The following is a 14782-nucleotide window of genomic DNA, read 5'->3' on the forward strand; positions in this document are numbered from 1 at the left end:
ATTTATTTACATGATTGCTGCGTTTACAAGAGCACGAGTGTAGTCATTTTGTGGATTATTGAGCACATCATTTACACTGCCACATTCCACAACTTTTCCTTCATTAAGAACAATAACTCGCGTTGCTAAATGACGGATCATACCCAAATCATGACTTACAAATATGCATGACATGTTTTTGCGCTCAGAGCGAATGGATGCAAAAGCGTCTAAAATGCGAGTTCTTTCAGCAACGTCAATTGCACTCATAGGCTCATCAGCAAGCAAAACTCGAGGATTATTGATTAATGCGCGAGCAATACAAACACATTGCGCTTGACCGCCAGAAAGCTCGTGAGGGTGACGTTCCAAAAAATCTTCAGGTTTTAAGCCTACTAATTTCAGCATTTCACAAACACGCTGTTCAATAGTTGCATCGTCTATTTTAAGCGATTTTCGCCATATTCTAAGAGGCTCAGCAACACTTTTTTGAACTGTCCAGTGTGGATCCAATGCAGCAAACGGATGCTGAAATACAAGCGACGATTCGCGTCTCATAAGCGTACAAGCATTTTTATTTACTTCTAATAAATTTGCATTATTTACGATTTCACCGCAATAAGTAACGTTACCTTCGCAAAGAGTTTCAAGCCCCAACATAGCGCGTATAAGAGTTGTTTTGCCGGAACCAGATCCGCCAATAATCGCCAAAGATTCGCCAATATTAAGATTTAAATCTACACCGCTTAACACTTCAGCACGAGTTTTTGCTCGACCTAAAGTAACGTGAATATTTTTTGCATTTATAAGCGAATTTTCTTCACTGTTGCCAATATGGGAATTAAATTTCTTAAAATCAGCGTTTTCAGAATCAACGTTTGCAGAACCAGTATTTGCAGAACCCACTTTTGCAGAATCTAAATTTTTAGAACCCAAATTTTGCGCTCTAAAAGTCAACTTTTTAGCAGCACTCACTAATTGTTTAGTAGAAGAAATACGCGGATTATCAAGCAAATTCTTAACATTTTCACTATCGACCACACGCCCAGAATCGAGCACATAGCAACGATTAGCAGCATGCGAAAGCACAGAAAAATCGTGCGTTACAAAAAGCATTGAAGCGCCCATATCATCTACAAGTGAAGCAAGCATTCGCACAACTTCACTTTGTGTAACCGAGTCAAGCGCAGTAGTAGGCTCATCAGCCAAAATCAGACGCGGAGAGGTAATCAAAGCTGTAGCAATACCAACTCGCTGCTGTTGACCTCCAGAAAGCTCAAACGTGCGTTGAGATGCGAGATTTTTCGACAACCCTACTTTTTCAAGCATCATGCATACTCGATTGTGAATATCGTCATCATCTAGATTGTAATGTATTCGCAAAGGCAAAGAAATTTGTTTTTCAACGCTTAACATTGGATTAAGTGCTCTATTAGCTTGCTGAAATACTACACCAACGTATTTTCCACGAATAGAAGCTAAATTTTCATCTTTTGCTTTCACTGTTTGAAGATTGCCAAGCATACAAGAGCCTGAAATTTCAGCATTTGACGGCAATAATCCAGTTATAGCTCGAATTAGCATAGATTTGCCAGAGCCAGAAGAACCAACTAAGCCAACACGCTCACCGTCAGAAATCTCAATTGATACGTTGTCAAGAATTAGTTTTCCGCCAAGTTTTAGCGTGAGATTTTGAATATTTAAGCTCATTTTTCCCCTACTTTATTCGCACTTTTTGATGAAGGATCTAAAACTTTGCGCAATACGTCACCAAAAAGATTAAGAGCAACAACAACCACAGTCACAATCAAACCTGGCCAGACAACCGATAAAGGATTTACGTGAATTAACGAAACAGAAGTAGCCAACACGCGCCCCCAGCTAGGAACTCCAGCAGGAACTCCAATACCCAAGTATGTTAAGCCACTTTCAGCCAAAATAACAGTTCCTGCAGAAAGAGAAAGCTCAACAAATGCAACAGGAATAATATTTGGTAAAACATGATGAATAAGAACATATTTACGCGAGGAACCTTGCAAAACAGCTGAAGTCACATAATCAGATTGCAACGCAAGCTGCGCACTAGGTCGTACAATACGTGCTAAATTCAAGCCATAGCCAGTTCCACAAGCAATAACAATCACAACAACACTAGCTCCAAACGGAACTGCAAGCATAAGCGCAATTAAAACAGTTGGAATAGAAATCAATGCGTCAACAGACATAATGCTTATTGTGCGAACAATTTGTGAACTAGAAATCATAAAGCTCAAAACAATAAACCCAACACAAGCAGCAACTAGAACAGTAGAAAAAACGAGAATCAGCTCAATTCTTGAACCTGCCATAAGCCAACTAAGCATATCCGAACCAGTGCCGTCCGTACCAAGCCAATGCGAAAAAGACGGCTTCTGCCATACTTTAAAACCGTTAGTTTCTAAAAGTGAGTACGGAGTCCATAAAAGCGAAAGCAAAGCAACAAAAAACCATATTGCAAACGTTAAACACACAAATTTACCGAAAGTAGCATTCCATACGCGCTTACATAAAGTAGATTTTACTTTGATACTTTTTTTAGACATATTGCACATAAAAACTCCCTTATTCGCATGTTAGATTCAACAATAGGAAATTAATTCAAACTATCTTTAGATAACCTAGGATCAAGTAGTCGGTGCGTAATGTCAACTACAAAGCCGATTAGCAAGAACAATGCAGCAAGCATAAAAAGCTCACCTTGCACTGCAATTAGATCGCGCAAACCAACATCTCGAACCATTCCCGTACCAATACCAGGTAAGGAAAACAGGTTTTCAATAACCATCACACCCATAACCATATGAGCGAAAGTTAAACCAATAACAGATACGAGTTGAGGAAGAGCAAGTCGCAAACCAACACGCCACACAACTTGTTTGCGAGTCATTCCGCAAGCCATAGCTTGAGAAGCTACTTCACTTTTAACAATATTTTCAACAGTTGCAGCAGTGTAACGCATAAAACTAGAGCCAACAATAAGTCCGACTGTAAGAGCCGGAATAAGAAGAGACGCAAAAGCTTCAGGAAATTCGCTCCAGCCATCTGTAGGGAAACCTTGAGTTGGCAGCAAGCTGAACACGCCAATACCGCGTCCTAATAGCAAAATAAGTAGCATGCAACCCCATAATGCTGGAACAGAGCCTGCTGTAATAGCCAAAAAGCGCGTAATTGCCTGTGAAAGTTTGCCTTCATGAGTAATTTGCAAACATCCAAGTGAAATACCAACTACTAAAGCAATAAACAGACCCAAAAGAATCAGCGGAAAAGTAATAGAAGCACGCATCGCAATAATTGAACTTACAGAACGACCAGTCAACATAGACATGCCAAAGTCACCGCGGAAAACACCACAAATCCAGTCAACATACTGCGTAAAAAGTGGCTTATTAATACCAAGTTCTGCTCTAAGCTCCTCTACTTTTCCGCGAGGAGCGTTTAAGCCGGCCATAACTTGCGCAACATCGCCTGGAAGTACACGTAACGATATGAAAATAACTACAGAAATGCCAAGTAAAGCAAGAAGAAACAGCAATACTCTGTAGCAAATCATACGAAACATAAAATGCCTACTTTCTATGTTCTTCTAGTCGAAACACACCACAAATACACAAATTCGGACACTAGTGCAGTTTGCGCGCTGCGCGAGTGTCTTATTTTGCCCATTTTGGGACACTCACGCAGATTACATACTGCGCGAGTGTCTCTGATTAGTGGTTTTCGGACACGCGCGCAGTTTCATTTCTACATTAGAAACTAGATGGCGACTAGCAAATAAAAATCAACTAAGTCGCAGGTTGTATAGCGGCAAAATCTCTTGATTCATGTCAAAAGGCATTCCTTCAAGATTCTTCACTTTCGCAGTTACAACGCGATAGTTGAACAGCCAATCAGCAGGAGCATCCTCGCTAATAATTCGCGCAGCTTGAGCAAGCAATTTGTTTGACTCTTTAGGATCCGCACAAAGCATAGCTTTAGCATACAAATCCTGGACTTGCTTATTGTCGTATCCGTAGTAATACGTAGGATCCGCCCACTGCCCAAAATCGTGACTCTCATTGTGATCAACCATCGACAAATCATACTGCTTATTCTTATAAACATCCTGAAGCCAAGTAGTAAACTCAACAATATTAACTTTCAAATTGATTCCAATAGGCTTCAATTGCGAGCGCAGCTGATCGCCAATTTGCGTGCCGTAAATATTCGGATAAGTAAGCGTCAAATCCATAGGATGTGATTCGTCAAATCCGACTTCCTTCATTAACGCCTTAGCGCGATGCAAATCATGTGGATACAGCTTAGTTAAATCCTCATAACCAGGGTCAAGAGAAGGAATTGGACCGCCAAGAGCTAAATCCGTTCCGCCACGAGATGCAATAATTTGCTTGTGATCAATCGCGTAACGAATAGCTTTGCGCACGCGCTTATCTTTAGTACGTTCGCCTTTCATATTCATCGCTAGAACAAATTTATCTGTGCCATTACCTGCACTTACATCGTAACGCTTGGAATCATCTTTAAAAGGCTTAGCAAGTTGACCAGAAATAGGAGCCAACGCTTGCACAGAGCCGGAAGAAAGTGCGTCAACTGCTGCGTTATCGTCAACAAAGTAGCGAACTACTATCTTATTAGTTTGCGCACGATGAATACCTTTATAACGCGGATTTGCTTTTAAAACAACACGATCATTTGGCACAAATTTGTCAATTAGATACGGTCCAGAACCGACTGCTTGAGTTTTTGCATCATACTTTGCGTTTTTATCAAAAACTAAACCTGAACGACTGCAAAGTGCCCACAAAAGCTTAGCATTTGGCTCTTTAAGAGTGATTTCAAACGTGTAATCATCTTTTGCTTTAGCAGACTCAACTTTTCCAACCATGTTAGAGCCGCGATATTTTTTAGCAATAAGCTCGTTAAACGACCATTCCGCATCATGCGCAGTAAGTCTATCGCCATTAGAAAATACAGCGCCCTTACGCATGTGGAATGTGTAACGCAAACCATCTTTACTTATTTCCCAGCTTTGAGCTAACGAAGGAACTACCTGATTAATATCATTGCGAGCAACTAAGCCTTCATACACGTTACCAATAAGCAACTGGTCAAGCGATGAACCTGATTGGTTACGGATATCAAGATTCGTAGGAGCTAACTTTAGACCTATAGATACAGTTTTGTTCGAAATTTCCGATACTGAATTTGATTTATTTGGTTTATTAGATGTAGTAAGAGTTGCAAAAATTGCACTAAACACCACTACCAAAACAATAGCTAAGCTAAATAGCCATATCTTGCCCATTTTGCGTTTCGAGCCTGAATAAGCATATTTTTCAGCTTCATTCAGCGAAGAGTCAGTGCTCGCAGCGAAAGAAGTGCTTTTGTTAGCTTCATCGTTAGTTTTACCGGAGAATTTTTCAGTCGCGCCGTTTTCTTCGTGCACGCTTTCCTCAGGTTTGCTGTTAGACATACCATAAACCTTTCTTAATGGCATATAAACATTATTTATTTGTTATTATTTATTTTTTATTTATTTTTTATTTATTCTTTATTTATTCTTTATTTATTTTTGTCTTATAGCTCGCCGCTTTATTGGAAATGCACATTTGCAAACATAACTATTTGCATACCACATAAACCCAAATACAAGTCGACTGCATTACTAATCGTAGTCGATTGACAAGCCAGTCTCACCTATGGCGCGTCCAAAAAATCAAATCATATTTTGTATATTTTTGTAATATTTTTATACCAATACATATGAGATATATCCTACGAATGTGGTTAAATTCCAACAGAACGTAAACTTGCAAACGTACGCAATAATCGACATAAGATTACAGCGTAGAAGCGCGCAAATTCACGAAATATTAAGATGCATACACGTATCTCATATGTTAAAACTAAAGCGAGGAATGATGGCTGAGAACTTGAATACTACGGTAACTGTGAACGAATCCTCGGATCCGCAAAATAAAAGCGGCGAAGACCGTACAGCATTGAACCGTCAACTGGCACAAATGCTTAAAGGCGGCGTGATTATGGACGTCACCACCCCAGAGCAGGCACGAATTGCTGAAGATTCTGGCGCATGCGCAGTTATGGCTTTGGAGCGTATTCCTGCCGATATTCGTGCAGCAGGCGGCGTTTCTCGTATGAGCGACCCGGCTATGATCCACGGCATTCAAGAGGCTGTGTCTATTCCTGTTATGGCAAAATGCCGTATCGGTCACTTTGTTGAAGCACAAGTGCTTGAGGCTATCGAGATCGACTACATCGACGAAAGCGAAGTGCTTTCTCCAGCCGACGACGTGTATCACATCAATAAGCGCGATTTTGCTGTGCCTTTCGTTTGCGGCGCTAAGGATTTGGGTGAAGCTTTGCGCAGAATCAACGAAGGCGCTTCCATGATTCGCACTAAGGGCGAGCCAGGAACTGGAGACGTGATTCAAGCTGTGCGTCACATGCGCATGATGAATTCCGCAATTCGTAAGCTTACAAGCATGCGCGAGGATGAGCTTTTTGAAGAAGCCAAAAATTTGCGCGTGCCTTTCGAACTCGTAAAATACGTTGCACAAAACGGCAAGCTCCCTGTTGTTAACTTCGCAGCCGGCGGCGTTGCTACCCCAGCCGACACTGCTTTAATGATGCAGCTTGGTGCCGAAGGCGTATTCGTTGGCTCCGGTATCTTTAAGTCTGGAGACCCAGCAAAGCGTGCTGCAGCAATCGTTAAAGCTGTAACTAATTACAAGGACGCCAAGATGATTGCTAAGCTTTCCGAAAACTTGGGCGAAGCTATGGTTGGCATTAACGAGCAGGAAATCAAGCTTTTAATGGCTGAGCGAGGCGAGTAATTTTGTCAAACTCACCTACCAATACTGATAACTCCGCTCATACTGTAGCAGTTTTAGCTGTTCAAGGTGCTTTTCTTGAACATCGCTTAATGCTTGAAAAATTAGGCGCACACGTTATTGAACTTCGTCAAGCGCGCGACTTGGAGCAGTCTTTTGACCGCTTAGTACTTCCGGGCGGCGAAAGCACTGTGCAAGCTAAGCTTCTTCGTGAGCAAAATATGCTCGAACCTTTGCGTGAGCGCATTGCAGGAGGAATGCCTGTTCTTGGCACTTGCGCAGGTTTGATTTTGCTTGCGAAAAACGTGGAAGGTGACGAAGTAAACGGTTTTGGCACTTTAGACGTAACAGTTAAGCGCAATGCTTACGGACGTCAGCTCGGAAGCTTCCATTGCGAGGCTGAGTTTGGTGAGCTAGGCAATGTGCCGATGACGTTTATTCGCGCACCTTACATTGCAGAAGTAGGCTCTAATGCCAAAGCTCTTGCAACTGTAGAAGGTCATGTTGTCGCCGCGCGCCAAGGAAAGCAAATCGGCACATCCTTCCACCCGGAGCTTGACAACGATACGCGAATCCATCAGCTTTTCCTGGATTTGTAAATTGGATTCGTAACTCCGGCAAATGTCCCATAAAACAGCCAACGCTCGCGCGAGCGTTGGCTGTTTTTCGTTACTCACGCAGAACGCAATCTGCAATAACAACACACTTTTTTAACGCGGACGTCAAAAACTTTGAATTTTATGTAATTTACATAGTAAACGTATACATGCGGTAAACGTAATGCAATCGTAATACAAAGTAAAACGTTTATATAATATTGTAAAACAGTGTAACACATTGTAGAATGTAATAAAAGTTGATAGCTGAATATCACAAAAAGCTAGAAAAACAAATCAAAATTAAACAAAATTAATGAGTCAAGAAAACTAACGCGCTTATAGAAGCAAAAATTATAAGTATAAAATCAAGGAAGCATATTATGGCAATCAGCGCAACAGCAACGAAATCAAACACTGCAGCGAAAACCGCGAGCATCAACGTACGCGTCACCAAGGATGTTAAAGCGCAGGCAGAAGAATTATTCGCCAGCTTCGGCATAACTCTTAGCGAAGCAATAAACATGTTCTTACACAAATCACTTATGGTAGAAGGACTCCCATTCGACTTAAAACAGCCAAAATACAATAAAGAAACAATCGCCGCGTTTAAGGAAGCAAATGATATTCTATCCGGAAAAGTTCCAGCAAAACGCTATAACTCAGTATCCGAGATGATGGACGACGTTTTTAAGGAAGATTAATTATGCTTACTTTGACATACACTTCACAGTTTAAAAAAGACATGAAGAGAATCAGAAAGCGCGGATACGATACACATCTTGTTAATATACTACTTGATAAGTTGCGCAACGAAGAGATTCTTGACGAAACGTACCAAGATCATCCTCTTAAAGGAAAATATTTAGGCTTCCGTGAATGCCATGTAAAATCAGACTGGCTATTGATTTACATAATTAAGGAAAACGAGCTTGTTCTAACAGCATCTCGCACGGGAACACACTCAGACGTATTCAACGAGTAGCACTGCGAGTTGCTAAGCGTTGAAATCACAGTGTGCTTTCAACGCAAGCGAGGTCTGCCTTAGTCTCAATTGACGAAGGCAGGACAGATTTGTGTGGTAGTTCATTGGGAATTCGGTTGTGTTTTGCGTGCGCTGCGATTTAGCGCTGTTTAGTGTGCTTGCCGAAGGTGGAATCGTCACTTCGGAACCGAGCAAAGAAGCCGGTTGCCGCACTTACAGCAGATTTAATCATCGAGCCACTTACAACAGGATGCGCGAAGCAGTGCTTAAAGCCAGCTGCAATATCGAGCGCGCCGCCGCCAAAAGCCTTCGCAAACCCAGTCAAAGCAGTGCCAGAGAGCACAGACGCAACCCAACCATGACGACCGAACGCCCCAGCAACCGCAAATATTGAGAACAGTCCAATAGACAAGAACGTGAACATAATAGCCGACTGGCCGCCAGTATGCGGCAAAGGCACTGGCTGAACAAATGTCTCCAAATAGTACGTCGTAGTAAAGAACACTAAAGGCGAAATTGGATTACTAACAGGCACAGCACCATCACCATCGCCAAGTTCTGTCCAAGTGCAACCACCTTCGCTTGACTTCTTAAACATGATTTTATAAGTATTACCCTGTTTTTCGTCAGGCTCAGGTTCAGGATTTTCATCTTCATCATCGCCATCTCTTACAGATCGCAATTTCCTTGCGGATCGCAGTTTCTTTACACGCGATTTCAACGTTGCACTACGCGAGCCAGTATCAGTATCACCACCTGATTTATCGCCACCTTCACCTTCACCAGGTTCATCTCCGCCAGGTTCATCACCACCAGGTTCACCACCAGGTTCCTCACCACCAATAACTTCGCCCGATTGAGAATCTATAGCACTTCTAAACTTTGAAGCGAAACTATTTTTTACAATTCTGTACGCATAATCCTGCGATTTTTCATCCTGTTTCTTCTCTAAATTACTCGAATTATACAGTGCAGGAATATAGTAAGTATAAGTAGTGCCACCCGAATCTCTATTGCAATCACATGTCATATTGTCATTTTTTATATCGCCAGGCTCCATTAGCTTGGCTTTAACAGGAATGTAGTATGCAATATTTTTAAGATCATCATTGTTTGAAATTGTATCTAAAATCGTAACATTATTAGTTACGACTATATTATCGCTGTGACCATTCTCATCGAGGGAGAATATTTCGCCATCAGCAAAATGACTTTTGATAGGATCATCCTCAGGATTATTCTCAAAACCACTAGACTGCAAATTATTCGCAATCAACGTGCCTTTAAAACCACCAAACATACCATCAACAGAAACAGTAGTAGACTCAGAATTAGTAGGTTTTGTAAAGTTCTTATTGCTGAAATCTAATATAAGACTGTCGCCACTTTCTGCTCCTGCATTGGAAAACATCGAACTAAGATTCGTAACTTTTGAAATATCCCACTTGCTTAAATCCGCAGCGCCGGTAAGTTTTTTGCAATCAGAAAACATGCTAGACATATCCGTAACATTGCTAACATTCCACCCTTCTAGACCTTTAAGATTACCCAAGCGAGTACAACCACTGAACATGCTAAACATATTCGTTACACTGCCAACATTCCAGCCGCTCAATGCACTTATATCAGCCAACCCTGTTATTTCTACTACATCACCTTCATGGTTTATATGCTCAAAGTAGCAATTGGAGAACATGCTGCTCATGTTCTTAACACTGCCAACATTCCACTTTTCTAGACTTTTAAGATTACTCAAGTTAGTACAATTGTTAAACATGCTGCTCATGTCCGTAACACTGCCAACATTCCACTTTTCTAGACCGCTAAGATTACTCAAGTTAGTACAATAGCTAAACATGCTGCTCATGTCCGTAACACTGCCAACATTCCAGCTGCTCAAAGGTTGAAGACTAGTTAAACTACCACAATTACTGAACATGTCGCTCATCTTCTCAACACTGCTAACATCCCAATCTTTCAAAGGATCAAGACTAGTAAGACTGCCGCAAGTGTTAAACATGCTGCTCATGTTCTCAACACTGCTAACATCCCAATCTTTCAAAGGATCAAGTTTAGTAAGAAAACTGCAATTAGAGAACATTCTAAACGTGCTAGTTAATGCGCTTGTACTGCTCTTATCTTTTGTATTCCAATTAGCTAAATCTTCGATATTTTTAAGCTTAGAGCAATATACAAACATGTCATCCATTTTTTTAACGTTACTAACATTCCACTCTCCCAAGCCTTCAGTACTTCCAATGTTGCTGCACAGCGCAAACATTGCCCTCATATCTGTAACATTTCTAACATCCCAACCACTCAAAAATCCAAGCGAACTCATACTCTTGCAGTATTCGAACATACCGATCATTGCTGAAACGTTTTCAGTATTCCAGCTTTTCAAACCGTCAAAATCTGTTATCTTGGTGCAACCCTCAAACATTCTGTTCATGTTCTTAACATTGCCAGTCTTCCACTTACTTAAAGATTTAACCGAAGCAATCGCCATCTCACCTGCATACCCGACTACTGGATTCAAAGCATCATGTTGATCTTGGTCCTTAATAACAGACGCGAACATTCCAGACATACTTCTAACATTGCTCACATCCCAATCTTCCAACCCTTTAAGAGATTTCAGACTAGTGCACCCCTCGAACATGCCCTCCATATTCGTAACATTGTCAACCTTCCAATTAGCCAAACCGCTAATATCTTCTAAACCAGTGCACCCCTCGAACATGCCCTCCATATTCGTAACCTTGCTCACATCCCAACCGCTCAAAAAACTAAAATCAGTTAATGAGGAATCCTTAAATAGATAAGACATGTCTGTAACGTTACTTACATCAAACTTGTCAATGTTACCAATGCTACTAATATTTTTCCCTGAAAAAAGACCCACACCTTTCTTGGACAGACTCCCATACGCATACACTTCTGCACCATAAAAATCAACTGAGCCAGTGCCATCATTATTGAGATTTGAAATTGCTTTTCGAATACTATTAAAATTACTAGATAGCCCATCAGCACTAATAGCACACGCATTTCCAGAACCAGATTTAGGGCGGAATAGAACTGTATCAGGGAAGTTGTCTGGAAGATAATGAACCACGCAAGCAGGAAGCTTTTTAACTTCTTCTAGGCTTAATTTCTCACCATCACCAGTGCTGCGATCTTTGCCCTTAGCTTTGTTAGCGTCTTTGCTATCTTTTTTAGAAGCTTTGTCAGCATTTTTGTCAGATTTACCAGATTTTACAGCATCTTTACTGGCATCTTTGCCAGCACCTTTTCCAGCAATTTTACTGGCATCTTTGCCAGCATTGCTGTTATCTACAGACCCCCCCCCATTAGATTCATTACCAGCTTCCCCATTAGCTTCCCCATTAGCTGCCCCATCATTTCTCTTACCTTCTTTTTTATCTACCTCTTTAGCCTTATCCCCTTTAACTTCTTTACCAGCTCCACCTTCACCCGACTTATTTTGACCCCTATTATTCTCGGCAGCAGCAGCCAAAACAGCAGCAAACAATGGATTCTTCGTTACGTTGGCATAAGCTATCGCAGGCAACACAGTTACGCTTAAAATCATAGAAACTACGCATGAAACGGCACCAATTGTCGAGAGAATACAATCTCTCCTTCTCTCCTTCATCAATCTTCCTCTCATGTGAGCAAATCCCCTACCGGCGTATAAGCGGTACACAAAAAACAAGTGCGCATCAAAGAAAGTTCACCGGCGAACGCAATCTTTACACATAACTATTCATAGTATACGCCCAAATGCGAAAAATTGGTATAACAACTTACTAATAACAAATTTATACAGCAAATTTTTATAACAAATCGCCGCAACAAACGAAATCGCTATGACGAATATCCGCAACAGCAAATTCGCATTACATTACCGCAGGTTGCGCTTATAAATTTCAGCCATACCTTTGAAAATCAAGTCAGGATCGTAAAAGTCAATCGTTTTCACGTCTTTTTCAAACAATCTACCCAATCCGCCAGTAGCAATTACCTTAAACGGCTCACCAATCTCCGTCTTAAACTGTTCTATTGTGCGCTCAATTCCACCCAAGAAGCTGTAATATAATCCAGCTTGCATTGCGAGTTTAGTAGATTTTGCAAGAACAGACTGCGGTCTAGCTATTTCCACTTCTGGAAGCTGAGCCGTGTTATCCCAAAGTGCCGCAGCTGCAGTACGAATACCTGTGCAAATAAGTCCGCAAGTAATAGCACCACTTTTATCTATATAGTTGTAAGTTGTTGCCGTACCAAAATCAATAACTAGTACAGATCCTCCATACTCACTAAACGCACCAACGCAATCAGCTAAACAATCCGCGCCAAGAGTTCTTGGCTCATCAATACGAATATTCATACCGGTTTTAACACCAGGCCCTACAATCATAGGATCAATATGAAGAAATTTGATAATACTAGCGCGGAATGAATGCATAACTTTCGGCACAACAGAAGCAACGATAACATCTTCAACATCGTTTATTGTAAATCCGCTTAAATGCAAAAATTGCGCAATCATAATGCCATACTCGTCTGATGTATGATTAGACTTTGTTGTCATACGATAAGTGCCAACAATTCGGTTATTTTCCAAAAAACCCAGCACAATATTCGTATTACCAATGTCTACTGCTAATAACATGTGTGTCTACTTCCTATATTGGCATTTACGGATTAATTAAGTTAATCTGCAATCACGTGCGCACGTATTGTATGTGTATGTATACTATCCTATTGTATTTATACTACTTTTGTTAATAATCTTACTTTTACGCAAAATTAAGCTGCTTTTACGAAATCACTTAATTGTAATAAGTTACGAAATTATCTAACTACAAATCCTTGATTGTAACCATATTCTTGAAGATCTTTTTCCCACAATAAAAGACCATCTTTTAAAGAAATACGTTTACCAGGATCATCTGGAAGCCACAATTTACTTCCATCATCTTGAGTAACACCAGCATCAATCATGGCTTGCACGTTTAATCTAGCTAAAGATTTAACACTCCAGTCATATGCTTGACCCATAGTTGCTCTAAAATCACTTCGCGAGTACACTTCAAAAGGTAAATACCTGTATCCCGTATCCACGCGATTAGCAGCATCTGCAAATACACGATTAAACTTCTGACCGCCAAAATAAGGTATATCAATGCCTCGTGAATCACGAATAGTAGCTCTATCTAAAAATGACTTATCTCTAAGCGTAACAACATCTGCAGGAAACGCTCCACCATTGACACGAGTACGAATTCCATGCATATCATGGCATACAAAATTCACAAATCGCATTGCTGCTTCAGGCTTACGACTCGATTTAAGCACAGATAACGAAGAACCGCCCATTTCTGCATTACGCTTTTCTCCGTGCATAGTTGGCACATTCGTTACCTTCCATAATCCTGCAGTTCCAGGCACATTTTCCAGCAGCAAAGACGGCATCCAGGCTCCTGAGAAAACAGAAGCAATCTTGCCAGCTCCAACACCGTTCTTCCAACGTTGACTCCAAGTTCTAGTTCTAATGTCAATCAATCCTTCATCAATCATTGATTGCCAGAACTTTGTGAACTCTTCAGTACCCTTATCTTTACTCAATCTAACAGTAACTGTTTTCCCATCATGAGAAGTCATAAACGGGTGTCCACCTGCAAGCCAAATCATAGCGTTATAAAAACTTGCGTCACCTGAGTCTGCTGCAATATACACACCGATATCTTTAAGCTTACGAGCAGCATGACGGTAATCTTCCCAAGTGTGTATTTTTGTGGCATCTACACCAGCCTGCTTAAATACGTCATCATTATAAAACCAAGCCATTGGGCCAGAATCCATTGGTAAACCGTAAACACGTCCACCAAGTTGCACAGAAGACCATGTTCCAGGAGTATAGAAAGTGCGAGTATTTTTCACACGATCAGTAATATCTAAAAGCTGTCCACTTACCGCATATTGCGGAAGAGCAAAATATTCTAATTGAACAACATCTGGCATACCATAGCCATCTTGAATAGCGCTATTAAGATTGCTATATCCGCTAGTATCCTTTACAGTTACGTGAACATCCGGATTATGTAGTTCAAATTCTTCAGCAAGTCGTTTCATGCTTGGTTCCCAAGACCAAACACTAATTTGAGTTCTAGAATCTTTAGTTCCGCATCCGCAAGAAAATAGCAAAGAAAAAACACAAAGTATCGAAAAAAGCAAGCGTCCAAAATGATTGCGTTGTTGCAAAATTCTTGCAAATGCAGACATAAGATTTGCCATCCGTTACTTTGTGTTACTCAACGTTGTTATGC

The 14782-nt window shown here is 40.9% G+C and carries 11 protein-coding genes; 4 read left to right on the forward strand and 7 right to left on the reverse strand.

Going from position 1 to position 14782, the window contains the following annotated elements:
* Window positions 1-6: 6 nt before the first annotated feature.
* The 4 genes from HXT57_RS04765 to HXT57_RS04780 all read right to left on the reverse strand — a co-directional run bounded on the left by HXT57_RS04765 (window position 7) and on the right by HXT57_RS04780 (window position 5488).
* Window positions 7-1689 carry an ABC transporter ATP-binding protein gene (locus tag HXT57_RS04765; RefSeq protein ID WP_004108398.1) on the reverse strand — a complete coding sequence of 561 codons (1683 nt, stop codon included), beginning with the start codon at window positions 1687-1689 and terminating at the stop codon, window positions 7-9.
* Window positions 1686-2570, reverse strand: coding sequence for an ABC transporter permease (locus HXT57_RS04770; protein WP_082915472.1), 885 nt, complete (start codon window positions 2568-2570; stop codon window positions 1686-1688). The genes HXT57_RS04765 and HXT57_RS04770 overlap by 4 nt, the downstream gene beginning before the upstream one ends.
* Before the next feature lie 41 nt (window positions 2571-2611).
* The gene (locus HXT57_RS04775) at window positions 2612-3577 is read right to left on the reverse strand and encodes an ABC transporter permease (protein WP_033888459.1); all 966 of its coding nucleotides are present in this window, start codon (window positions 3575-3577) and stop codon (window positions 2612-2614) included.
* Between the two features lie 219 nt (window positions 3578-3796).
* Complete coding sequence (locus tag HXT57_RS04780; RefSeq protein ID WP_033888460.1) at window positions 3797-5488, reverse strand: ABC transporter substrate-binding protein; 1692 nt, start codon at window positions 5486-5488, stop codon at window positions 3797-3799.
* 550 nt (window positions 5489-6038) lie between these two features.
* Here HXT57_RS04780 and pdxS point away from each other — a divergent pair.
* The 4 genes from pdxS (at window position 6039) to HXT57_RS04800 (ending at window position 8450) form a co-directional block, all read left to right on the forward strand.
* Complete coding sequence (gene pdxS / locus HXT57_RS04785) at window positions 6039-6872, forward strand: pyridoxal 5'-phosphate synthase lyase subunit PdxS (protein ID WP_421783751.1); 834 nt, start codon at window positions 6039-6041, stop codon at window positions 6870-6872.
* Window positions 6873-6874: 2 nt separating this feature from the next.
* Window positions 6875-7468 carry a pyridoxal 5'-phosphate synthase glutaminase subunit PdxT gene (pdxT, locus tag HXT57_RS04790; RefSeq protein WP_004108408.1) on the forward strand — a complete coding sequence of 198 codons (594 nt, stop codon included), beginning with the start codon at window positions 6875-6877 and terminating at the stop codon, window positions 7466-7468.
* A 380-nt stretch (window positions 7469-7848) separates the two neighbouring features.
* On the forward strand, window positions 7849-8169 hold the full coding sequence (locus tag HXT57_RS04795; RefSeq protein WP_050770715.1) for a type II toxin-antitoxin system RelB/DinJ family antitoxin: 321 nt from the start codon (window positions 7849-7851) through the stop codon (window positions 8167-8169).
* Window positions 8170-8171: 2 nt separating this feature from the next.
* Entirely contained in the window at window positions 8172-8450 is a 279-nt protein-coding gene (locus tag HXT57_RS04800; RefSeq protein ID WP_174182538.1) for a type II toxin-antitoxin system mRNA interferase toxin, RelE/StbE family, read from the forward strand.
* A gap of 139 nt (window positions 8451-8589) precedes the next feature.
* On the opposite strand, the gene HXT57_RS04805 is transcribed toward HXT57_RS04800, so the two are convergent.
* From HXT57_RS04805 to HXT57_RS04815, 3 genes are all read right to left on the reverse strand, one after another.
* Window positions 8590-12108: a BspA family leucine-rich repeat surface protein gene (locus HXT57_RS04805; protein WP_415693681.1), complete on the reverse strand. Its 3519-nt coding sequence runs from the start codon at window positions 12106-12108 to the stop codon at window positions 8590-8592.
* A gap of 249 nt (window positions 12109-12357) precedes the next feature.
* Window positions 12358-13125 carry a type III pantothenate kinase gene (locus tag HXT57_RS04810; RefSeq protein WP_004108421.1) on the reverse strand — a complete coding sequence of 256 codons (768 nt, stop codon included), beginning with the start codon at window positions 13123-13125 and terminating at the stop codon, window positions 12358-12360.
* Window positions 13126-13307: 182 nt separating this feature from the next.
* Entirely contained in the window at window positions 13308-14738 is a 1431-nt protein-coding gene (locus HXT57_RS04815) for an ABC transporter substrate-binding protein (RefSeq protein WP_421783753.1), read from the reverse strand.
* Window positions 14739-14782: the final 44 nt, after the last annotated feature.

The organism is Gardnerella sp. KA00771, from assembly GCF_049244045.1.
Lineage (GTDB): Bacteria > Actinomycetota > Actinomycetes > Actinomycetales > Bifidobacteriaceae > Bifidobacterium > Bifidobacterium swidsinskii.